This window comes from Alteromonas sp. 4NS20-0143, assembly GCF_057542855.1.
Genome location: NZ_BAAJLR010000005.1, coordinates 206,838 through 228,908, shown reverse-complemented (window position 1 = coordinate 228,908; position 22,071 = coordinate 206,838). Strand labels below are relative to the sequence as shown.

The following is a 22,071-nucleotide window of genomic DNA, read 5'->3' as shown; positions in this document are numbered from 1 at the left end:
GCTTGTATACCTATTGCTGACATTCTAGCCGCTTTTGGATAACAGAAGCGGCAAGCGGTTTGGCAAAGAGGTAGCCTTGAGCGCACTCCACTCCTAAGCGCTGACAGTAGGTAAGTTGAGTTTGCGTTTCTATACCCTCGACAACAATTTTAAGATTGAGTTTGTGCCCCAAATGTACGATAGCCTCCATCAATGCACCGTCGTAATCACTCTCAGGCGCATTTTCAAGAAAACTGCGGTCAATTTTTAAGTGGCTTACCGGAAAACGCTTTAGGTAGCTTAACGAGGAATAACCCGTTCCGAAATCGTCGATAGACACTTCTACACCCATTGCTCGCTGGTTTTGTAAGCCTAATAGCACTTGTTCATCTGATTTTATTAGCATATTTTCAGTTAGCTCAAGTCCAATGGCTTCAGGGGGTAAAGCGTATTTTTCTCGACATCGAGCCAGGCGCTCAAAAAAATCATCTTGCTCTAACTCTCTGCCCGACACATTAATGTGAATACAAATCTCGATACCCATATTGCGCCATACTCGTGCTTGTTCACAGGCTTTCTCCATTACCCAAGATCCAATAGAGATAATTAAGTCTGTACGCTCGGCAATAGGGATAAATATATCTGGCGGAACGCTATGCTCAGCAATCTCAGGAGTCCAGCGAAGCAGCGCTTCACAGGAAATGATATTGCCATTTCTCAGGTCTACTTGCGGCTGATAAAGCAGGGTAAACTCATCGTTTTCCACAGACTCTCTCAATCGAGATGCGATGTTTCTTTGTTGATGCAGCAGTACGCTTAAGTCGTTACTGAAGGTGCTGTAGCGGTTTCTACCCTGCTCTTTTGCTTCATACATAGCCGCGTCGGCATTTTTAAGTAATGTATCAACCTCTGTGCCGTCATTAGGAAAAAGGCACACACCGACGCTGGACGTGACAAATACGTTTTCTGTGCCCAAAGAAAAGCTTTCTTTGCAGCAATCAACAATTTCTTCAGCCAAATCCTCTAACGATTTATCATCGTCAATATCGTCGATAAGCACGACAAATTCATCACCACCAAAACGGGCCAAGAAAGACGCTTCACCCACACACTCTTTGAGTCTATCGGCAAAGGAGCGTAGCAGCTTGTCGCCCCACGTGTGGCCTAAGGTATCATTGATATCTTTAAACATATCGAGGTCGATAAAAAAGACTGCCAATGATGTTGAATCACGCTCGGCTTTTTCGACTCGTTCTTTTAATGCCATCTCAAGATAGCGTCTATTGGGAAGACCGGTGAGTAAGTCAGTTGTGGCAAGTTTTTCTAGCTCGCTGCGTATGGCGTGCTGTTCGCTTAAATCAATATCAACGCAATACATTTCTGGTGAATCGGTGTGTTCACTGAGCATAACGTGGGATGAGAAAACGTGAACGGTGTCGCCGCTTTTACGTTGAAGTGCAAGTTCACCGCTGGGAATAGAAACGCCTTCTAACAGCCATTTCTCATGAGCGGATACCACTTCGTCTCGCATCAATGCGGGAATAATAAGTTCTTCAAGACGCTTTCCAAGCGCCTCTTCTTGAGTGTAGCCATAAATATCTTCGCTAGACGCATTCCAGTAAATAACGCGCCGCTCTTTGTCATAGCCTTGAACCGATACTTTAGGTAACGCACTAATGAGATTAAGAAAACGAGCCTCAGCAGATGCGCAGTCTGTGCCTAATGTATTTACGTGGTTTTTATTCAAAGCCATTCTACTTCCTTATGATTAGCCAAACCTTGTCGATAAGCAGTTTACCTTGCTTGGGGCGTATTAATCACGAATCGGCCCTAATTTAAGTGTAGTTGAAAAAATATAATTGTCTTAGTAATGCAACATTAACGCGGGCTGCACCCGCGTTATAAACAATATCGTTTTACAAGTTGCTGTAGTCTAACGCCCAGTTAACGTAGAGCTCGGTACCGACTTTGAGTGAAGATTCATCAGCATAAAAATACGGAGAGTGGTTACTAGGTGCCGACTTTGCATCCTGTCCCTCAGGCGTAACGCCTAAAAATACAAATAAACCCGGTACCTCTAGGGCAAAGAAAGAAAAATCTTCTGCACCGGTAACAAGGTCGTTCACATGCACCTTATCTTTACCTGCAACACGCTCCATAGTGGGCAGCATTTGTTTGGTAAGTTCAACATTATTAATGGTAACCGGATAGCCTTCATCAATGTGCACGTGTGCTTCGGCGCCAGTGGCTTTTGCTGTCATTTCTGCTGTGGTGGTTAAGTTTTCGAAGATTTGAGCGCGGTTATCCATATCGAAATTACGAATAGTGCCCTCTAAGTAAACTTCATCAGGAATAATATTGTTGCGAATTCCTCCATCTACAATACCAAAACTCACCACCGCTGGCGCTTTAGTTATATTAACTTGCCGACTAATAACCGTTTGAGTACTGCCAATAATCTGACCTGCGGCTACAATAGGATCTACGCCGCCCCAAGGTCTAGAGCCATGAGTTTGCTTACCTTTCACGGTTATTTCAAATCGATCTGACGATGCCATAAGCGGCCCTTCTCGGTAACCAATATGTCCTGCAGTACCTGCCGACCACACGTGTATACCAAAAACAGCTTCCGGTTTATAACGCTCAAAGAGCCCCTCTTTTAACATCAGCTCTGCGCCGCCTTCTTCGCCCTTAGGCGCACCCTCTTCGGCAGGCTGGAAGATAAATACAACGGTGCCTTTAAGCTCGTCTTTCATGCTAGCAAGCTTCTCTGCCGCTCCCATCAGCATTGACATATGTAGATCATGGCCGCAGGCATGCATTACCCCGACTTCTTTGCCTCGGTATTCCGATTTGGCTTCAGATTTAAACGGTACGTCGGCTTTTTCTACAACAGGCAGTGCGTCCATGTCAGCGCGCATTGCAATGACAGGGCCAGGCTGTCCACCTTCTAACACCCCGATGACTCCCGTATGAGCTACACCAGTTTCTACCTTCATACCTAACGCATTAAGATGTTCGGCAAGGACTTTTGACGTTCTAAATTCTCGGTTGCTTAGCTCGGGATGTTGATGAAGGTCTCGGCGCCACTCGATAACTTTTTGCTCAAGCTCAGCAGAAATAGAAATAGGCGCTTGGGCCAAAGTAAGTGGACTAAATGCCAAAGTGGCAAGGAGTGAAAAAGCAGTGGTAGCGGCTCTCATGGACGTTCCTCGTTATTATCGTTGAATAACCAGTATGCCTATGTCGCCGCCCGACCACAAATTGATTACAAGAGATGTTTCAACGCTACTGGTTAAGAACGTCGCTTAAGAACATAGCTTAGGAACTTCGACTAAAAGCGTCGATAAAAGCCATCACTGAACGCTAGAGGTTACAGCGGCTACCACGAGCACTACCTTACTCTAAAAAGGCGTGCTCGATAACAAAGTGCCCTTTCTCTCTTGACGTCGCTTTTTTAAATCCAAGACCGGAAAGAATCTCCATAGTGTCATCTAACATAGACTGGTTACCACACAGCATAAAACGATCTTCTTCAATATTGAGCGCTGGAAGATTGAAGTGAGCGCATAATTCGCCACTTTTAAGTAGCTCGGTTAATCTGCGCTGATGAATGTCATCTTTAAACGGCTCTCGGGTTACAATAGGAAAATACAACAATTTCTCTGACACAAGGTCGCCGAAGTACTCATTTGTCGGAAGCTCATTACAAATTTGCTCTTGATAAGCCAGCTCACTTTTGTAGCGCACGCTGTGAACAAGAATAACATTGTCGTACCGCTCGTAAATGTCCGGATCTTTGATGATCGACATGAAAGGCGCAAGGCCGGTGCCTGTTGCTAGAAGAAAGAGGTTTTTCCCTTCAATTAAAAAGTCGGCAACAAGGGTACCCGCTGGTCTGGTGGACAAAAGCAACTGCTCCCCTACTTTTATATCTTTGAGGCGAGAGGTAAGTGCACCGTCAGGTACTTTTATACTGAAGAACTCAAGCTCTTCTTCGTAATTGGCACTGGCAATGCTGTAAGCACGCATTAACGGCTTATTATCAACTTCTAAACCCAGCATAACAAACTGCCCATTTTCAAAGGTATAGCTTGGGCTACGGGTAGTCTTGATAGAAAATAGTGATTCATTCCAGTGATGGACGTGGGTAACTGTTTCTGACGTTAAATTTCGCATTTTCTCCCCAATATATGACTTACTGTGTTTAAGCCCTACGATCAATAATTCTGCGCATAACAGGCTTTCTTCTACTGCTTTTTTAAACTCGTGAATGCATGCACAAGTATGCACTTTGATTTACCCGTTATTATTACCTCTATAAAGCACCCCAATAATACCCGAGTAAATTACTCAGGTAAATAGCCTACTAAAACACTCAAGTATTATTGGTGTATAAATTTCAGCTAAGCACACTTCAATGCGCACTGGCTGTTTTTGTAACTTGTTCACAGAACACAACATGCCAACTTGGATATACGCCAACTTGGATATACGCTAAGTTGGATATACGTTAGCTTTGATATACGAAAAAATGGTATCTCGGGTTTATTGATATTTTTAACCCATCCAAAACGGATAGAACACAAGAGTACACACATCAATACGTATCGGAATACATTCGCAGGGGCAGTCAAGTTCAAGGGCCGTTAAATTGCGCATTCAGAAATTGCGGTCTAACTTATATAAAGTATAAGGCCAATATCGAATTAGGTATCTAAATAAGCGCCTGCTCTGGTACATAGTTAGGTGCCTAATTGGGCACTAATTTTTTGCCTAATTAAATGCTAGGGAAGGCATCAAGTTTCACTTAGGCAGAAGCGAGAATAAAAGTTTATATTAACTTAAAGTTTAATATACTCAAATGTCATATTTGTCGTATCATTGCAGTGCAAACAAAAAATAAACAATGCTTGATATAACAATGTGTACATATTGAGCACTTTCCTACTCACGGAGGATTTATATGTCGTTATCTGTACTCATTGCCGATGACTCTAAATTGGCAAGGCGGAATGTGGTTCGCTCGTTACCGCTAGAAGTAGACTTTGCTGTAACTGAAGTTACCAATGGACAAGAAGCCGTTAGTTTACTTGCAGATAATACCTATAGCCTTGTATTGCTTGATTTAACCATGCCGAAACTCGATGGCATCGATGTGCTCGAACGGTTACAAACCCTTGAAAACATGCCGAATGTGGTAGTGATAAGCGCCGACTTTCAACCTGAAAAGCAGCGGGTAGTAAAAGAGCTAGGTGCAAAATTCTTTCTTCGAAAGCCGCTAAAGAAAGAAGACTTAACGGCGGTGTTATCCGAGCTTGGCTATTTATGACCACATCCTCACAGCTAAGCGAAGAACAAAGAGATGTATTGCAAGAGTTACTCAACATCTCAATGGGTCAGGCTGCGAACTCCCTAGCCTTGATGCTAGACACCCGCATTGACATTTCCATTCCTGAAATTTCCGCGGTTACACCAAATCAGCTCTATGACTTACTCTTTGAAACGGGTGATCTTTCCTATACTCGCCAATCTTTTATGCGGGATATTCACGGGGAAGTCATATCAATCATATCCTATTCTGGCCTATCAGAAATTGGGGCGTTGATGGATTATGATCAGCCACTTAGCGAAGAAGACACACAAGAGATTATCTTAGAGCTTTCCAATATCTTGGCGGGAGCCTGTTTATCGGGGCTGTCGGAACAGCTTAAACTCACTACAAACTTGAACATGCCGTTATTGTTTCAGCCAGACAAAGCCAGTTTTGATGGGCTTCCGTGGCAGCATAGCCTGGCAATGGAAGTACAATTTTTGATTACGATTTCATCGTTCAGTATGCGGGTGATTTTTTGCCTCGACGACGAATCACTCTCTAGAATTCTCGGCACGTTGGATGTTTATCTAAAATAGCGAAAGAATAATGTCATTGTAAATAACACAAAGAAGCTCTCAGCCTAAAAGCTTCTTAATACCCAGTAACGGGTTAAATAGTTTGTCATAGCTACTTGGGAAGAACTTATATAGCCAGTGAACAAGCTTGGCATCAGAACCAATTAAAATGCGAGGGGTCTTTTTTCTCATTCCTCTTTCAATAACCTTAGCCGCCTCTGAGGCTGGGGTACGGGCCACAGCGTCAAAATGCGCCACAATTCTGTCTTTAGTATCCTGATTACTGACATGGGCTTCGCCGGTTTTCACATGTTTGTCTAAAGCCTGCTTTTCGCTATGAGCTGATAACACTTCGCTGGACTTAGCGATATTCGTTTTAATTCCCCCAGGTAATACACACAACACATCAATAGGTTTCTTTTGATACGCCATATCCTGACGCAATGCCTCACTAAACCCACGAATAGCAAATTTAGACGTGTGATATGGAGTCAGCATAGGAATTGTTATCAAGCCAAAAATAGACGCCACATTAACAATCAGGCCTCGCTGCGACTTTTCTAATAACGGCATCATTTCTCTGCATCCCGTTATGGCGCCATGTAAATTCACATCTAATACTTTGTTAAAGTGCGCCTCAGATGTTTCATCAAAGTAGCCAAATGTGCTGATCCCTGCATTGTTCACAAGCACATCGAGGCTACCAATGTCTTTCTCAATAAGCTGAGCAAGCTTTTGCCAATCTGCTTTAGTGCTTACATCAGCGACTTGAGCAATGAGCACTGAATTTCCCAGTTCATCAGTGATTGCTGACAGGTTTTCTTTATTTATATCAGTAAGGATAAGACTGGCACCCAATTTAGCCAACAGCGTTGCCAAGGCATGGCCTATGCCCGAGCCAGCTCCAGTAATAAGAATACGTTTATTTTTCCACGTCAGTGCTTGAGATTGCTTCATTATATTTTCTCTAACCATCTAAAAATGTGGTTGCTTACTGCAGGTAAATGACTTCCACCAATAGTCCAATGGCACGCCTCATCAATAACCTTTAATGTGACGTTTCCGGCCTCTTGCGACGAGTCTTTTACCGCACCTTGAGAGCTGTATTTCTTCGCAATTTTTCGCTGCACTGACACGGGTGTAATGCGGTCTTGTGCGCCACACACTAACAGTATGGGGCAATGTATATCTTTGGCATTGACAAATGTTGGCGGATGACGAAACAAGAACCACATGCCAATTTCCATCGATGCCCTGCCCGATTCAAATGTGGCTTTGCGTAAAATATCGTGCTGAACCTGGGACGACTGGGTGTTAGCAATGCCGTACTTTACGTTCTTAAGCAGTAAGTGAGTCGTTTTCTTCCACAGCGGAAACTTAAATAGGTTATGACCGAATGTGCGTATTACCGACCACGACCAACTGTTTATGCCAGCTGGCGAGGCGCTTGAAATTAAGACCATTTTATTAACGCCAGTGCGCGCTGCAACAAGCTGTGCCAGTAGTCCTCCCATAGAATGACCGACCAAAATAGGAGGCGCGTCTAATGTGTTAATAAACGACAAAAGAGACTCAACGTAGTCGTTGATACTCGCTTGGGCAAGCGCATTTTGCTTTGCCGTATCATTAAGCTCGGCTTTTGAAAAATGAAAGGGCAAACGGGGTGAGTACACTCGGTAACCGTATTGTTCAAACTGCGCTTTCAATTCTATCAGTGTCTCTGGTGTGCTCCACATGCCGTGAATAAGCACAACCTCAGGCGAACTGCTGGATTGCTGCAGATTAGGGTGGTTCATAGTTTGCGCTCTTTACATATTAGCTTTTGTGTAAAAGGCCTAGACATCAGGAGCTGTGTACGTCAGCAGCCGGTTTATGGAAATCGGCAAGAGGTTTATTATCGTCAAACCGCAATACGTTATCGGCCAGCTTACTGTGCTTTATGGCAAGTAAATCTTTTACATATAAATCTTTGTTACACCATGGAAACTCTGAACCTTGAGAGGGTAATTCGTCCAGCTTACGCAGAATATAGCCAGACTTGAGCCCCACAATATTCTCTCTTGGCGCGTCTGGGTTACGGTATGGATAAACGCTGTCGTGGCCGTTTTGCTCCATGTAATCAAGTAATCGACACACATAATCAAAGGTCAGCTCAGCTTTAAGGGTCCACGATGAGTTGGTATAACCAAACACCCAGACAAAATTAGGAAGCTGACTGAACATCATGCCTTTGTAGTTGGTGAGCTTGTTGCCGTGTACTTTATGCCCATCCACAGATAAGTTGATATTGCCCCATAGCTGCAAATCGAGGCCGGTGGCTGGCACAATAATATCCGCATCGATATGCGTGCCATTTTTAGTTAACACGCCGGTTTGTGTGAAACGGTCGATATGGTCGGTAACGATGGTGCTTTTGCCTGTACGCACCGAATTAAATAAATCTGCATCGGGCACCAGCGCCATACGCTGATCCCAAGGCTGGTAATCGGGGTTGAAATGCGTGTCTACATCTGCCGCGCCATCAAGGGCTTTAACATTCATTTTGCGCACTATTTTACGCACGAAGTCTGGAAATTTTTTCGATAGCACAAAGGACATCTGTTGCAAGGTCGTGTATTTCAGGCGCATTATTCGGTTGGTTAACCCAGCAGGCAACACTCGAGATAACACGCGAAACAGCACGTCAGAGGCAGGGCGTGACACGATATAGCTGGGAGAACGCTGCAGCATAGTCACATGTGCTGCCTTTTTTGCCATGGCAGGTACTATGGTAACCGCAGTGGCTCCACTCCCAATAACAATCACTTTCTTACCACTATAATCTAACTCTTGTGGCCATTTTTGAGGGTGAGCAATGGTGCCTTTGAAATCATCAAAGCCTTCAAAATCAGGTAGGTAGCCTTTATCGTAATTATAATAGCCTGAGCAACAGGTAAAAAACTTTGCGGCAATATGGTACTCAGAACCATCTGCACGGGAAATGGTAACCAACCAGCGATTTTTAGTTGAATCCCAATTGGCAGCTTGTACTTTTTGTTGAAAACGGATGTACTGGTTAAGACCTTCATCTCGCACCAATTCCCCTAGGTAATGTTGAATTCGTTCGGCAGTGGCAATGTACTCTCTGTCAGTCCATGGCTTAAAGGAGAACGCAAACGTGTACATATCAGAGTCTGAGCGTATGCCCGGATATTTAAATAAGTCCCAGGTGCCACCAAAATTCTCACGACTTTCGATAACAGCAAACGAATTATGTGGGCGCTTTTTCTTGAGTGTATAGCTCATTCCTAAGCCAGAGATCCCAGCCCCAACAATAAGTACGTCGAGTGCTTCATACTCAATGTGTTGTTCTTCGCTTGCTTTCATCACGTGTCACCAGGTTTTATTATTATCGACTGTCACCACAATAAAGAGCAGTGACAACATAAACTATGACACAGGCTGTCAATCATTGACCTAAACGGCCATTCTGGCAATATGTGTATATGAAGAAATAGGCTAAGTTGAAAACGTTATGACGGCCAACACATCTCAACTAATTGAACCTGAGAATATATTCAAAGATAAGCACCCTTCCGGTGCTAATCAGCCGTTTAAGCGAAAGCGCTCTATTTTGGGATTACTTCCTCTTTTTAAAGCATTGGAAGAACAAGGGCGCAGCCCACAATCAATTCTGGCTGCTCGCGGGTTATCTTTAGATAATCTGACAGGCGCCGCAATGATCGATACCAATTTAGAACTAGACATTGTGGGCGATGCGATTGAATTGCTCAACGATCCTATTTTAGGCGTTAAAGTGGGTAGCCAAGTGTCGTTTACCTCATATGGCACGTACGCCATGCTGCTAATGACAGCCGATACGTTTTTGGAATCGGCTCGCGTTGGCGCACAATTCCAGCACCTTTCTCTGCTCTTTTCTCACATGACGTTGCACTTCGACTCTCACGGTGTTGAAGTGCGCTATACCGTGCCCGATGCACCTCCAAAATTAAGAGACTTTATTGCCGATAGAGATCTTATGGGCACCTATATCTTTATGCGGGAGTTTTTGGCAGAGGCGCCACATGTGTTAGTGGGAGGTACGGTGCGCTCGAAGCCAGAACGACATCATTTAGCAACGTATAAAAAATATTTGAATTTTGATGTGAGCTTTGACCAACCCTACAATTGGTTTCGCATTCCTGCATCCATGCTTAGGCTAAGCCAACAGCACAGTAATGTTTGGGCCCATAAACTATATAAAGCCCAGGCCTATGAGTTGCTTAACACCTTTTACCCCGCTCAGCAGGACGTAGTAACCCAGGTAAAAACCCTAATTGCCGGTTACCAGTCGGGCTACCCTTCTGCGTCAGAATTGGCAAACATTATTGGCGTAAGTGAGAGAACCCTTCGGCGAAAACTTGATGCGGCAGGCTCTAGCTATCGCAATATTATTGATGCACAGCAGCAAAAGCGGGCTCTTGATATGCTGTCATCACAGCGTTTACCCATTACCGCAATAGCCAGCCAACTCGGCTACGCCGAGCCTGCCAGCTTTCTCAGAGCATTTAAGCGCTGGACGGGGCTCACTCCCAAGCGCTTTTTACAGCAGCAAAATACGCCTTAATGCTCTTTCAATAAGTAGCGAATTAGCTAAGTAGCTTCTGGCCTTTATTCACCAGCATCTGCAAGCAAGCTGTAAAAGTAACTCACCGCTTGCAGGTAATCATTTACCGCCAGCTGCTCGTTGACACCGTGGAATCGCTTCAGGCTTTCTTTATCTAGCCTTACCATCATGAATCGATAGACGTTATCGGATAAGCCATAAAAATGCTTTGCATCCGTGCCTCCCATAACCAGATATGGCGCAACTAACACGTTGTCGTCCATGCGACGAATGTTAGACTCGATGAGCTTATACCCAGTACTGTTAAGCGGCGAAAGTTGTGATGGTTCATTTTCCATAAACGTTTCAACGCTCACTCTAGAATCATCAATTGCCTCAACAATGTGCTGCTTCACACTGGCTATGCTATCACCGGGCAGAATACGTACGTTCACCACTGCACTGGCTATTGTAGGTAGTATGTTCGACTTACTGCTCCCCTCCAGCATGGTGGCTGCAATGGTAGTGCGAATACCAGCGGCGCTGCTAGGCGCTGACAGCATAGACTGCTCTACAATGGGCGAGAACAACCATAAATTTGCCATGGGCAACTGCAAAGACAGCGGCGCATAAGCTGCTACATTAGAAAATGTGTTGTAGCTGTAGCTTAGATTCGTATCAAACTGGCTATTTTCTATATTAACAATGGCCTGGCTTAACACGCCTGCTGCTGTGTGATCAGGAGGCTGAGAAGAATGCCCACCTTCTGAGGCTACAGTAAGCCGTAGGTTTACAAAGCCTTTTTCCGCCACACCTACCATGGCAACAGGCTGATCGACGCCTTTCATCAACCCTTGAGTAATTGCCCCGCCTTCATCAAGCACAAACTCAAAACTAAGGCCTTGTTGTGCAAAATGTTCTGCAATTTTTGCGGCGCCCTGCTTACCACCAATTTCCTCATCATGACCAAACGCAAAATATATACTTCGCTGTGGAGAAAAGCCCTCTCTTAAACGGGTTTCCATTGCCTCAAGCAAAGCCATTACCGTTACTTTGTCGTCAATTGTTCCTCTACCCCAAACAACATCGTCTACAATGGCGCCACTAAAGGGTGCCTGCTTCCACTGCTCTGCTGTCCCCTCATCCACAGGCACTACATCCATATGCCCCATAAACAGTGCTGGCTTAAGAGCGGGATTGCTGCCTTTTATGTGATAAACGAGACTGTACTGGTTAATGGTGTAATGTTCGGCCTGTTGATGAACAAGGGGAAAACTAGCGCGTATGTGTTCATGTAACCCCAAAAAAGCCTGAGGGTTTAGCTTTGACGGATCATCATATGAAATCGTTTTAAATTGAATCGCTGTAGCAAATCGCGCTACCGCCGCGTTTTCGTTAAGCGGTGCTTTAGGCAGCGGGCTGTCTACCTGTAGCTGAGTGTCTTCAAAACTCAGTAACGTATTCACGTACAACACTATAGTAAGAACAAGAACGACTGACACTAAGCCAGCTATTATCTGAATTCGGGACTTTTTCATTATTTATTTACCCAAAAATAGTAAAGTAAAAGGTTTGAGATAGTATTAGCACGATGCAACGATAAAGTCTTGTTGTGGCAACACATAGTGCTGTTTTACGCTTCTTTCTTTTTGGTTCGCCTGCGCTTTTTAAAAGCAGGCTTCACCGTTGATTTTATGCCTTTCAGTGACACAGGCACGTTGTTTGAGGCAATATCGATAAGCTCGTGTAAGGTGTTTTGTAGTGGCTGCATAAAACTTTTATAGTTTGTCTGTTGCTCGGCAATGCTGTTTAACGTTGACTCCCATTTAGCCGTCATATCGGGTGTTGTGCACATTTCAGGAAGGGCTTCTACCAGGCCAATTCCTGCGGGTGTAGCATTAATAATTTTGCCTTGTCGCTTCAAAAAACCACGCTTAAACAACAGTTCAATTATTCCGGCCCGCGTGGCCTCAGTGCCCAAACCGTCCGTATCTTTTAAAATTGCTTTTAAGGTTGCGTCTTTCACAAAGCGGTTTATGCCAGTCATGGCAGCAAGCAGTGTGGCGTCAGTAAAGTGTTTGGGAGGTTGAGTCTGCTTTTCTAGCAACTCTCCTTTTTCGCAATGCAGGCTGTCGTTTTTGTTCAGTTCTGGCAGCGAGCCTTTTTGCCATGGGCTATCAGAGTTTGATTTGCTTTCTCCGCCTTTTTCGCTATTTTTTTCGCTTCCTTTATCGCTGATTTTTTCGCTAATTCTTTCAAAGAGCACCTTCCACCCCAGTTGCTCGGTAACATTGGCGGTTGTGGCAAACTTGCCACCTGCAATGGTTAGCGCAACATGAGTTTGTTGATAAATAAAAGCAGGATAAAACTGAGCGAGATATTGCCTAACAATAAGGCCATACACGTTGCGTTCTAGATGACTTAAGGACAGTCCTAAAGGTGATTTTTCAGTGGGAATAATGGCATGATGAGCGCTAACTTTGGCATTATTCCACGCTTTGGACTTAATTGAAGTATCTGCTTGTTGAGCCGCACTAGAAAACGCTAACTCTGCTTTGGCAAGCATGGCCACAATGGACTTCGACAAGGAGAATTGCTCGCTGGGAAGGTATCGGCAGTCTGAGCGAGGATAGGTAATGAGCTTGTGTTTTTCATAAAGAGACTGACACACATCAAGCACCAGCTTGGCGTTCATACCAAATTGCTTAGCCGCATCAATTTGCAGCGTTGAAAGGTTGTAAGGTAAAGGGGCGTTCAGCTTTTTCTGCTGCTTTTTAATATCATCAATGGTTGCAGGTTGATTCGATATCCTTCCTACCACATTTTCAGCTAGCCCTTTTGAAAGAACTCTCCCCTCATCATCCATATAAGACTGACACGCCTCGCTCGGCTGCCACTTTGCGGTAAACTGTTGCTGTGAAGGCGTGTTTATGTGAGCTAACACCTCGTAAAAAGGCTTCGATACGAAATTGTTAATTTCCTTATCTCTATTCACCACCAGCCCCAATATGGGCGTTTGCACTCGCCCTACAGAAAGCACCCCTTGATAACCAACTTTACCACCCTGAATGGTATAGGCTCGCGTTAGGTTAATACCGTATAACCAGTCGGCGCGGCTTCTTGCCAATGCTGATACCGAAAGAGGAATAAAATGCTTATTAGGTTGCAGCTGGTTTAATGAGCGCTTTACCGCGGGTAAGTTTAAATCGCTGATAAGTAAGCGCTGCATACTGTCGCGCTTTTGCGGAGTTACGTTGAGATAATCGATAACCTCATCAACCAGAAGTTGCCCTTCCCTGTCTGGGTCGCCAGCATGAATAATTTGGCTACACTGCTTCACAAATTTACGAATAATCGCTAACTGGCTTTTTGTTTTATATTTTGGTTTTAGTTGCCACTGATTAGGGATAATAGGTAGGTGTTCTAACTGCCATTTCTTAAACTTTTCATCGTAACTATCGGGGTCTGCTTGCTCGAGAATATGGCCCACACACCACGTAACTACATCGCCACTAGCTGTTTCGATATAACCTTGATGCTTTTTTTGAGGTTTAGGTAAGGCCTCTGCAATGGCTCTTCCTAGGCTAGGCTTCTCGGCAATGTATAACTTCATCGGCTCTATTTAGCATATTATCTTGAGTGGATGGTGCATGTTTGACTACATGCGAAAACGTTTTATAAAAGCTGCGTGCGAATCTACAATTGAAACTTTTTCTGTAGCTATATGTGACTGCATTCAACTACCTGTAACTACTCACATGAAAACACGTTTAAAAGTGCTTCATTATGTCTATCGCCATAATAAATAACCACTGTCATTATATCCAGTTATTTCTATCAGGCAGCGTTTTAGTAGCCTAGTTTAGTCGCATTAGTTTAGAAGCTTGGTTTAATCGCCTAGTTTTGAAGCATAGTTTTGAAGCATATAAGGTCACAGCTTGCCCATACACCATTTTGCTACAAGGCCCGTCGCGATTGTAATAACCACACTGGTCAGCGTACCTAACAACACGTACTCAGTAAGCTTTTTGTCTTCACTCTTTGTTAAATCGCCGAACCTAAAGATGGACTTTGCCGCAATTAAAAAGCCAATTGCAGCAAATTGGTTCAACAGCACAAAAGTAAGAATAAGTAGTCGCTCTAAATACCCAATACGCTGACCCGCCATGGCTAAGGTGCGCTGCACGGGAAGCTGCACTAATTCGCTGGTGCGTTTAGGGTTGGTCAGCTCATCAAGCTCTTTGGTCCATGGCGAAAGCAGCTGTTTTATAAAAATAGAAGTAGGACTTAAAATAATTAAATAAGCGAGCAGCAGTACCAAATGGTGATAGTTTATGGCGTAAATATGCTGCAGTAATGGCATGAACTGTTGTGTTAACAGCGCCCACAAGATGATAGCAACAGTAATATGCGCAGCTTGATCGATAACAAAAGCAAAGGTGGTTGGGCTAGCGTAAGACTTAACTGCGTCAATAATGAAATGAGTCACCATTACGCCAATAGCCACTAAAAATAGTGGTATAAGCTCTATTGCCGTTTCACTTGATGCAGCGCCAGTCTCTTTTGTCGCAAGCGTGGCAAATAAAGATAAAATCAATAAAGCAAAAAATGCCAGCACGCCGTGGAGTAAAGCATGTAAGTACAATGCCGGAGACAGCAGATGTTTAGTATTGCGACTTTTTACCCAGCCGGCAGGCTGAAAATAGAAGTCTCCCAACACGTGGGCTACCAAAAGCCCGGCTATCAGGGCTAGCTGTTGTAACTGCAGCTGCTCTGCACCTATTCCATCCATACTCAGCACTCCTATGCTCAACACCTCTATACCAATAGCTTCCATACTAAATCTCCTAGGTCTGCTATCACGAGCTAACTTCAGTTGCCATGTGCTCAAGATATTCATTCACCAAGTGATATCCACTGGCATTTAAAATTCGGGTAACGTTGCTTCTCGTTTTACCCAGCGTATTCGCGATGTGTTCATGGGCTTTATCTTTTGCACAAATATAGGCAAGCAGCGTTTCTGATTGAGTTTGAGTTAACGCCGTAATATGGCTATCTAAAAATGCGGTTAGCAGTGCTGCGTGCTTATTTAAAGCTTCATCATCGCTAGTAAACACCAAGTATTGCGACTTCAGAGTATCTAATGCCCTACCCGAACGAACGAAGGCATCCCCACTCCCTGTTTTTACCTTTCCATCAGTAACGTTAACCTCGCCAAGCCCTACGCTAATACGAATATCGGTTGAGGGCGTGCAAGCTTTTAAAGCCAGTCTTATGCATACCGCAGTTTGCATGGCATTTTGCGGTGAGGGTATTACGGCCTGAAACGCATCGCCACGAAACACATCATACTCGCCATGGTACATTGCCGTTTGCGCTTTAAGTGTTGTGGTGAGTACTGCCAGCACATGTTTTAATTCTTCATCATTTAAGTGCTGTGAGTTGGCAATATCTCCAGTGATCACTGCCGCTCGCTGTTTAATCGTGTCCATTAGCCGCTCTCGTTATAATGAGTTTTGCTGAAAGGTCGAGTGATAAATCCTCTAAAACTAGATTGCCTGTATTTTTATACATATGCAATGCTACCTACTTCAGAGTGTATACGTGCACTCGAGTAACCATTTATCAACACTTTTTAAAAAGAGCCCATAAACAATCACTTTGAACAAAGTTACCATAATCAATCACACAAGCATACAGCTGTTTTTACGGCAGATACCGCCTGGTATTTACCCCTGTTGCTTCCGCCCGATGGGCACGACTGATTAGTACGCCAAGTGTTCTCGCCTAAAGTTCTCGCCCAGTGCTCTCGCCTAAAGTTCTCGCCTAAAACTCTCTCCTATAGATCGTGCTAAAAGCTTACGTTTACTATTTACTCAGCGGGTACATGCGACAGTTTTTGTCGCATGTTGTGGGTATGCTATTGTGCTTACACGGAAAGGATTCAGGCTATTTAATCCTATGAGCGCATTTCAACGCAAATTAGACATTTTACAGTTTGTGCCTACGGCACCGCGAAAGGTATCAAGCCGCCAAATATTTGATAACCTACAGAACTGCGGCCATCACCACATTGATATGCGAACGATCCAACGGGATTTGGTTAATCTAGAAACCGTGGGGCTTTTTGGTCTTGAAGTAGACAAACGCTCTAAACCCTACGGCTGGTTTATCAATGCCAACTTTAAAAAGTTGAATCTTAGCTTGATGGATGGCAATACCGCCCTTGCATTTAAAGTGCTCGAACAATCTGGCGCTACACTGCCCAATACCACGCTTAACGAATTGCAGCCCTACTTCACCAAGGCAACACAAATACTTCAACAAGACAGCGACTCTCTACTTAGCAACTGGTTAAAGTCGGTAGCAGACTCGCACATTTCCCAACCTCTTCTGCCGCCAGAAATAGATGCAGTGTCTTTTGAAAGACTAAAAAACGCCATCTATTTTAAAAAACAAATATCGGCTGATATAAAACGTATTTTTAATGGTGGTAATCAAATGGTATGGAAACACTACGACCGAATAAACCCCATGGGGTTGGTTAAACAGGATGGTCGTCAGCTATTCGTGTGTACATTTGGAGAGCTTCACAAAAGGCGCTACGCATTGCCCTTGCACTTTATTAGGAACGTAATGGAAACCCAGGATGACTGCCAGCAAACTTTTGGCGAACTTGAAAGCGTTCAGTTACTCAACAACAATAGAAAGCAAAATCTTGAACTGAAACTACTGGTTAAAAACAACGCGCTCTTCCTGCTCCATGGTTATAAGCTTTCAGAAGATCAGATCATTAGCCCGTCTGCACACACCGACAAATCGTTTTTAACGGCAACTGTGAAAGATACAAATAAGTTAAGAGCCTTTTTGAGAGGGCTTGGCGACAATATTGAAGTTATTGAGCCCAAAAAGTTAAGAGACTACTTTTTGGCAATGTCGCAGAAATTATTCGCAACATATAGTCAATAAAAGGCTACATCACAGATGGTAATTATAGCCTTGCGCGCCGCACACGAATGGCGGCCAATGAGTCATTGCTTCATTTGCTGGCGAATAAATGCAGGAATATTAAAATACTTCGACTCAAGGTTTGAGCTAATACGGGAGCCATTAATCTTCATCGGTGCCATCTCTCCCATTATTTCACGGTATTCTTCTAATTCTCTGCTTTGTTCTATCATATCGATTTCTTCTAACAGGCTGTATTGCTCTAACTTGCTGTATTCGTCTGACTCAGTATTGTTTTCTAATTCGCCTACCTTTTCTTTTTCACTATGTTGCTCTTTTTCACTATGTTGCTGGGCAACAGGAATGCCCGTTGCTATAACTAGCACTTCACCGAAATGGGGGAGTTCTGGGTATACCGTTACGCCGGTTATTATTAGCGCACGAGCACTCTCAATCAAATTTTGCAGTGTCGCTAGCATTTCCTCATACATCACTAAGCTAGGCTCTTCCTTGCACGTAAGCTGCACAATAACGCCCTGCGCTCCAATAATGCTTTGATCATCAACCAAGGGGTTATTAAGGGCATGAGTTAATGCATCACACAGCAAGCTTCCATCTTCGGCAACACCAACGCCTAATGCCGTATTGCCTTCTAACGACAGAATATGGCTAAAGTCATTAATATCCACATTGATGTAACCGGTTTTGGTCAACATGGTAATAATAGCCTCGACAATTCGGTGCATCTGCGTATCGCAATGCCGAAATGCCGACAGTAATCCAACCGTTTCATTAAGTGCCGACACCAGCGAATCATTCGACAATACTAAGGTGGCATTTGCGACTGCTTTTATCCCTTGAAGTGCATCGAGGGCAATTTGGTGGCGCTTACTGCCTTCCGACTTGAACGGCAAAGTCACAAAGCACATCGCGTTTATGCCCTTTTTCTTCGCTATGTCTAAAAGTACAGGCGTAGCCCCGCTGCCAGTGCCTCCGCCTAGTCCTGCAATAACAATGATAATAGTGTCGTGCTCTATAAGCGTACTTAGCGCCTCTTCACTTTGACGGGCAGCATTATGTGCCACTTGAGGGTCGGCACCCGCTCCATATCCTTTTGTGGTGGCCTCTCCTATAAGAAGAACTTCATGATTATCACATTGGTGCAGCGCAGATATATCGGTATTAATAGAGGTAAATCGAATATTGGTGTGCTGACATAAACCGGCCATAGTAGTGATGGCATTGCCGCCACATCCGCCTACGCCTATTACATGAATATTAATATCTTTAGATTCTGTCTCTTTGAGTATTACGTTGTGCATGCTGTGCCCCTCAATGTCATCATTGGCGGTAAGTGGGGTTATAAAGGACGTTAAGCATGCATTATCCGTACGTCAAAAACTGACGCACTTCGACAGAAGCTCATTACTATGCCCACTCTTTTTTTGATAGTAAGCGCTAATCCCTTTACTCTAAGGTTAATAAAATACAAAAATCGTGACATAAACACGGACACCGACGGATAAAAAAATGCAGCCTCATGACCAATTGCCCTTACATGACTTTATAGAATATTCAGAACCCACCATGAAGTCGCGAAGCGCTGACTTTTTAAAAACCATGCAGCGACGACACAGTATTCGCCATTTTAGCGACCGCCCGGTGGACAAACACGTTATAGAGAACTGCTTATTAACAGCAGGCACAGCACCAAGCGGCGCTAATCATCAGCCTTGGCACTTTGCTGCCATTAACACTCCATCGATGAAACAAAAGATACGTGAGCACGCCGAAGCCCATGAACGTGGCTTTTATGAAGGGCGCGCTGGGCAACAATGGCTAAACGACTTAAAACCATTAGGAACAGACGCCGCTAAACCGTATTTGGAAATAGCGCCCTGGCTTATTGCTGTTTTTAGTCAAAAGTTCGGGGAAACCGAAGGTGGAGAAAAACAGCAAAATTACTACGTGCATGAATCGGTAGGCATTGCCGTGGGAATGCTGATTACCGCCCTACACAACGCTGGGCTAGCCACACTTACCCATACGCCTAAGCCTATGAACTTTTTAACCGACGTGTGTGGTAGGCCCGATAACGAAAGAGCGTACATGCTGATAATTGCGGGATACCCTGCGATTAATGCGACTATACCGGCTCACGCCACACAGAAAAAATCCCTAAGTGATATTGCGAGCTTTTTATAATCACTGGAAGCTGGGTTTGCATGTCGGCGTGTTAATTGAGTTAGTAAATTCGGTTCTGACCCCATTTATTTCTGTGCTACTCTGCGCGCCGACATTCAATTCACGCAATATATACGGTTAAAAGGACACGTCTTCACATGGTTCCATGGGTTAAATTGGGTACAGCTAAAATTCCAAACAATGGTGGCGAATTAACCTTTTCTCAGCGAGATCAGGAGTTTAGTATTAGACTTTCTGGAATTCGTGGCGAATTGATGAATAGCCGAGTATTCAATTCAGAAAAAGAGTTGTCTCAAATGGGGTGTGCGCATCTCAAAACGACACCTAACGCACACGTTTTAGTGGGCGGTTTAGGCATGGGATACACACTAAGAGCCGCACTCAATGAAGTTACGCCAAGCTCAAAGGTTACCGTTGCCGAACTCATCCCTGAGGTTGTTCAGTGGAATAAAGGCCCACTTGGCAACTGCGCTAAAAACCCACTTCAAGACCCTAGAACTCATGTTGTAGTTGGAGATGTTAAACACCTTTTAAATACCGGAAAGCCAACTTTTGATGCAATATTACTCGATGTGGACAATGGACCAGAAGGCCTAACACACTCTGACAATAACTGGATTTATTCAATAGACGGTTTAGAAGAAATTTATAATGTGCTTAAACCTGGTGGCATGCTTGCCATATGGTCTGCTGGGCCTGATTATTTATTTTCCGTTCGCTTAAAAAATGCAGGCTACAAAGTGTCTACACGTATTGCCAGAGCTCGCAAAGGAAAAGGAAGTAAGCACACTATTTTCCTAGCTAAAAAACCCATGGACTAAAGCATTAGTGCGCTTAGGCTAAACGCTGTTCATTGCCATCTACCCCTTATATTTACGCCTTACATTTACCTCTCGTATTGGTTTTCAATAACCTGACGGTTAACAGAAACCCAGTAATGAGCCTTTAAAAAGGTATGTGTTTAAGTGAAGAGTTTCGGTAATTTTTTCATAATAACGTCCGAATCATACGAGCAGACGGTGATGTTCGCAGTTAATATTTGGCTTCAACATAGCGTAAAAGCTCCTTTCAATAAGGGCTGTAGTGCTTTTATGAATCATTGAATTAAACTGGCTTGTTTCGTGCTGCTAATCTTTGTACCTAGCAAAAAATGCTAATAACGTTGGATATGAAGATAAGGAGAACATCATGAAGAAACGTTTACAATTTACCCTTGCAGGGTCAATGTCATTACTACTAAGCGCTGGTTGTTTCGCGGGCCATCACCAAGAAGATGGCAAAGAGGTTATGATGAAAAACCTAGAAACTGGCAAGAGTATTGGCAGCGTAATGGTGAGCAGTTATGACGATGACGGCGTTGTGTTTACGCCCAGCCTTTCAGGATTAACACCAGGGGTGCATGGTTTTCACGTGCATCAGAATGGCGATTGCTCACCTTCAACGAAAGATGGCAAAAAGGTATTGGGCGGCGCAGGTGGTGGACACTTTGACCCCGAAAATACGGGCAAGCACAGAACCCCTTGGTCTGAAAAAGGTCACGAAGGCGACCTTCCAGTTATCTACGTTGACGAAAACGGACATGCCGACCAACCTATTTTCGCGCCAGAACTGGAATTTGAAGACATTAAAGGTCGAGCGTTAATGATTCACGCACAAGGTGATAACTATTCAGATACCCCCAAAAAGCTCGGCGGCGGTGGCGAACGCGTGGCCTGCGGTATTATTGGTGAATAAGAGTAGTAAATAAATACAGTCAGTAAGCAAAACCGCATTACCACCATTTTGGTACTGCTTACATACACAGAAAGCGGCATAATGCCGCTTTTTCTTGTACGCTATTTTAGTCAATGATTGTTACTTAATTTCTAACCATTGACCATTTAACTGCATTAATTCGACAGCTTATACTCCAGCGTAATCTTAGTGTTTAAAAGCTGTGACACTGGGCAATTTTCTTTTGCTCCCTGAGCAATTTCCTCAAATTTATCCTCAGTGATCCCTCTTACGCTAGCGTCTAAAATCAGTGCTGATTGCGTAATTTCAAATCCATCACCACTTTTCTCTAAGCTGATTTTTGCTGTGGTATTTAATTCACCGTCATCAAAACCAGCATCTGACAGTGCAAAAGAAAGAGCCATAGTGAAACAGCTTGCATGGGCTGCACCAATGAGTTCTTCTGGGTTAGTCCCTTTTCCATCTTCAAAACGGGTATTAAAACCGTAAGGGTGGTTAGACAAGGCACCCGTTTCTGTAGAAACACTGCCTTTACCGTCTTTTCCTAACGGTTGATAAATTGCGCTACCTGATTTTACTATTGTCATTTCATCTATCCTTATCTGGTGTTCGCACTTTTGCCAAACCAAGCTCCAATAACTGTCGTGCTTCAAACCCAGTTATTTTCAATCGAACCACTTGGCTTGATTACAAGACAAAAGCCTTGCAAGTGTTCTGCCAACGGCCTG

Annotated in this window: 19 protein-coding genes; 7 read left to right on the top strand and 12 right to left on the bottom strand. The window is 44.0% G+C overall.

The features are described from left to right. Nucleotides 1-10: 10 nt before the first annotated feature. The 3 genes from AC27HD_RS12630 to AC27HD_RS12620 form a co-directional block, all read right to left on the bottom strand. Nucleotides 11-1,732: a putative bifunctional diguanylate cyclase/phosphodiesterase gene (locus tag AC27HD_RS12630; protein ID WP_487106268.1), complete on the bottom strand. Its 1,722-nt coding sequence runs from the start codon at nt 1,730-1,732 to the stop codon at nt 11-13. Between the two features lie 163 nt (nt 1,733-1,895). Next, entirely contained in the window at nt 1,896-3,182 is a 1,287-nt protein-coding gene (locus AC27HD_RS12625) for an amidohydrolase (RefSeq protein ID WP_032095065.1), read from the bottom strand. A gap of 196 nt (nt 3,183-3,378) precedes the next feature. After that, on the bottom strand, nt 3,379-4,158 hold the full coding sequence (locus tag AC27HD_RS12620) for a ferredoxin--NADP reductase (protein WP_349377145.1): 780 nt from the start codon (nt 4,156-4,158) through the stop codon (nt 3,379-3,381). 787 nt (nt 4,159-4,945) lie between these two features. Here AC27HD_RS12620 and AC27HD_RS12615 point away from each other — a divergent pair. Both AC27HD_RS12615 and AC27HD_RS12610 read left to right on the top strand, forming a co-directional pair. After that, nucleotides 4,946-5,311, top strand: a complete 366-nt coding sequence (locus AC27HD_RS12615; protein WP_487106265.1) for a response regulator — start codon at nt 4,946-4,948, stop codon at nt 5,309-5,311. After that, the gene (locus AC27HD_RS12610) at nt 5,308-5,892 is read left to right on the top strand and encodes a chemotaxis protein CheC (protein WP_032095062.1); all 585 of its coding nucleotides are present in this window, start codon (nt 5,308-5,310) and stop codon (nt 5,890-5,892) included. The genes AC27HD_RS12615 and AC27HD_RS12610 overlap by 4 nt, the downstream gene beginning before the upstream one ends. A 39-nt stretch (nt 5,893-5,931) precedes the next feature. Here the strand turns inward: AC27HD_RS12610 and AC27HD_RS12605 are convergent, their stop codons facing one another. From AC27HD_RS12605 to AC27HD_RS12595, 3 genes are read right to left on the bottom strand one after another with little or no spacing between them, the layout of a single operon-like run. Beyond that, nucleotides 5,932-6,828, bottom strand: coding sequence for an SDR family NAD(P)-dependent oxidoreductase (locus tag AC27HD_RS12605; protein WP_487106263.1), 897 nt, complete (start codon nt 6,826-6,828; stop codon nt 5,932-5,934). After that, a complete protein-coding gene (locus tag AC27HD_RS12600; RefSeq protein WP_487106261.1) occupies nt 6,828-7,667 on the bottom strand; it encodes an alpha/beta hydrolase in 840 nt (279 codons plus the stop codon). The genes AC27HD_RS12605 and AC27HD_RS12600 overlap by 1 nt, the downstream gene beginning before the upstream one ends. A gap of 46 nt (nt 7,668-7,713) precedes the next feature. Beyond that, complete coding sequence (locus tag AC27HD_RS12595; protein WP_487106259.1) at nt 7,714-9,237, bottom strand: flavin-containing monooxygenase; 1,524 nt, start codon at nt 9,235-9,237, stop codon at nt 7,714-7,716. 148 nt (nt 9,238-9,385) lie between these two features. On the opposite strand from AC27HD_RS12595, the gene AC27HD_RS12590 reads away from it, so the two are divergent. Further along, the gene (locus AC27HD_RS12590) at nt 9,386-10,477 is read left to right on the top strand and encodes a helix-turn-helix domain-containing protein (RefSeq protein ID WP_487106257.1); all 1,092 of its coding nucleotides are present in this window, start codon (nt 9,386-9,388) and stop codon (nt 10,475-10,477) included. A 44-nt stretch (nt 10,478-10,521) separates the two neighbouring features. On the opposite strand, the gene AC27HD_RS12585 is transcribed toward AC27HD_RS12590, so the two are convergent. From AC27HD_RS12585 to AC27HD_RS12570, 4 genes are all read right to left on the bottom strand, one after another. Further along, nucleotides 10,522-11,994, bottom strand: coding sequence for a M20 family peptidase (locus AC27HD_RS12585; protein ID WP_487106255.1), 1,473 nt, complete (start codon nt 11,992-11,994; stop codon nt 10,522-10,524). A 95-nt stretch (nt 11,995-12,089) separates the two neighbouring features. Continuing rightward, nucleotides 12,090-14,069 (bottom strand): DNA topoisomerase III, encoded by a 1,980-nt coding sequence (locus AC27HD_RS12580; RefSeq protein WP_487106253.1) that lies wholly within the window; start codon nt 14,067-14,069, stop codon nt 12,090-12,092. Nucleotides 14,070-14,387: 318 nt separating this feature from the next. Continuing rightward, on the bottom strand, nt 14,388-15,293 hold the full coding sequence (locus AC27HD_RS12575; RefSeq protein ID WP_487106251.1) for a DUF3307 domain-containing protein: 906 nt from the start codon (nt 15,291-15,293) through the stop codon (nt 14,388-14,390). Between the two features lie 22 nt (nt 15,294-15,315). After that, nucleotides 15,316-15,948 carry a hypothetical protein gene (locus AC27HD_RS12570; protein ID WP_487106249.1) on the bottom strand — a complete coding sequence of 211 codons (633 nt, stop codon included), beginning with the start codon at nt 15,946-15,948 and terminating at the stop codon, nt 15,316-15,318. Between the two features lie 469 nt (nt 15,949-16,417). Between AC27HD_RS12570 and AC27HD_RS12565 the strand changes: the two genes are divergently transcribed. Then, on the top strand, nt 16,418-17,425 hold the full coding sequence (locus AC27HD_RS12565; protein WP_487106247.1) for a helix-turn-helix transcriptional regulator: 1,008 nt from the start codon (nt 16,418-16,420) through the stop codon (nt 17,423-17,425). A 62-nt stretch (nt 17,426-17,487) separates the two neighbouring features. Here the strand turns inward: AC27HD_RS12565 and AC27HD_RS12560 are convergent, their stop codons facing one another. Beyond that, nucleotides 17,488-18,726 carry a cell division protein FtsZ gene (locus AC27HD_RS12560; protein ID WP_487106245.1) on the bottom strand — a complete coding sequence of 413 codons (1,239 nt, stop codon included), beginning with the start codon at nt 18,724-18,726 and terminating at the stop codon, nt 17,488-17,490. Between the two features lie 208 nt (nt 18,727-18,934). Between AC27HD_RS12560 and AC27HD_RS12555 the strand changes: the two genes are divergently transcribed. The 3 genes from AC27HD_RS12555 (at nt 18,935) to sodC (ending at nt 21,343) form a co-directional block, all read left to right on the top strand. Next, the gene (locus tag AC27HD_RS12555) at nt 18,935-19,609 is read left to right on the top strand and encodes a nitroreductase family protein (RefSeq protein ID WP_487106243.1); all 675 of its coding nucleotides are present in this window, start codon (nt 18,935-18,937) and stop codon (nt 19,607-19,609) included. A gap of 137 nt (nt 19,610-19,746) precedes the next feature. Then, complete coding sequence (locus AC27HD_RS12550) at nt 19,747-20,430, top strand: spermidine synthase (protein ID WP_487106241.1); 684 nt, start codon at nt 19,747-19,749, stop codon at nt 20,428-20,430. Between the two features lie 367 nt (nt 20,431-20,797). Beyond that, the gene (gene sodC, locus AC27HD_RS12545; protein ID WP_487106239.1) at nt 20,798-21,343 is read left to right on the top strand and encodes a superoxide dismutase [Cu-Zn] SodC; all 546 of its coding nucleotides are present in this window, start codon (nt 20,798-20,800) and stop codon (nt 21,341-21,343) included. Between the two features lie 155 nt (nt 21,344-21,498). Here sodC and AC27HD_RS12540 read toward each other — a convergent pair whose 3' ends face one another. Further along, the gene (locus AC27HD_RS12540; protein ID WP_487106237.1) at nt 21,499-21,930 is read right to left on the bottom strand and encodes an OsmC family protein; all 432 of its coding nucleotides are present in this window, start codon (nt 21,928-21,930) and stop codon (nt 21,499-21,501) included. Between the last annotated feature and the right edge of the window lie 141 nt (nt 21,931-22,071).

Bases quoted from the DNA above. Each gene is read 5' to 3' on its own strand.
- AC27HD_RS12630 (WP_487106268.1), bottom strand. From the start codon at position 1,732: ATGGCTTTGAATAAAAACCACGTAAATACATTAGGCACAGACTGCGCA.
- AC27HD_RS12625 (WP_032095065.1), bottom strand. From the start codon at position 3,182: ATGAGAGCCGCTACCACTGCTTTTTCACTCCTTGCCACTTTGGCATTT.
- AC27HD_RS12620 (WP_349377145.1), bottom strand. From the start codon at position 4,158: ATGCGAAATTTAACGTCAGAAACAGTTACCCACGTCCATCACTGGAAT.
- AC27HD_RS12615 (WP_487106265.1), top strand. From the start codon at position 4,946: ATGTCGTTATCTGTACTCATTGCCGATGACTCTAAATTGGCAAGGCGG.
- AC27HD_RS12610 (WP_032095062.1), top strand. From the start codon at position 5,308: ATGACCACATCCTCACAGCTAAGCGAAGAACAAAGAGATGTATTGCAA.
- AC27HD_RS12605 (WP_487106263.1), bottom strand. From the start codon at position 6,828: ATGAAGCAATCTCAAGCACTGACGTGGAAAAATAAACGTATTCTTATT.
- AC27HD_RS12600 (WP_487106261.1), bottom strand. From the start codon at position 7,667: ATGAACCACCCTAATCTGCAGCAATCCAGCAGTTCGCCTGAGGTTGTG.
- AC27HD_RS12595 (WP_487106259.1), bottom strand. From the start codon at position 9,237: ATGAAAGCAAGCGAAGAACAACACATTGAGTATGAAGCACTCGACGTA.
- AC27HD_RS12590 (WP_487106257.1), top strand. From the start codon at position 9,386: ATGACGGCCAACACATCTCAACTAATTGAACCTGAGAATATATTCAAA.
- AC27HD_RS12585 (WP_487106255.1), bottom strand. From the start codon at position 11,994: ATGAAAAAGTCCCGAATTCAGATAATAGCTGGCTTAGTGTCAGTCGTT.
- AC27HD_RS12580 (WP_487106253.1), bottom strand. From the start codon at position 14,069: ATGAAGTTATACATTGCCGAGAAGCCTAGCCTAGGAAGAGCCATTGCA.
- AC27HD_RS12575 (WP_487106251.1), bottom strand. From the start codon at position 15,293: ATGGAAGCTATTGGTATAGAGGTGTTGAGCATAGGAGTGCTGAGTATG.
- AC27HD_RS12570 (WP_487106249.1), bottom strand. From the start codon at position 15,948: ATGGACACGATTAAACAGCGAGCGGCAGTGATCACTGGAGATATTGCC.
- AC27HD_RS12565 (WP_487106247.1), top strand. From the start codon at position 16,418: ATGAGCGCATTTCAACGCAAATTAGACATTTTACAGTTTGTGCCTACG.
- AC27HD_RS12560 (WP_487106245.1), bottom strand. From the start codon at position 18,726: ATGCACAACGTAATACTCAAAGAGACAGAATCTAAAGATATTAATATT.
- AC27HD_RS12555 (WP_487106243.1), top strand. From the start codon at position 18,935: ATGCAGCCTCATGACCAATTGCCCTTACATGACTTTATAGAATATTCA.
- AC27HD_RS12550 (WP_487106241.1), top strand. From the start codon at position 19,747: ATGGTTCCATGGGTTAAATTGGGTACAGCTAAAATTCCAAACAATGGT.
- sodC (WP_487106239.1), top strand. From the start codon at position 20,798: ATGAAGAAACGTTTACAATTTACCCTTGCAGGGTCAATGTCATTACTA.
- AC27HD_RS12540 (WP_487106237.1), bottom strand. From the start codon at position 21,930: ATGACAATAGTAAAATCAGGTAGCGCAATTTATCAACCGTTAGGAAAA.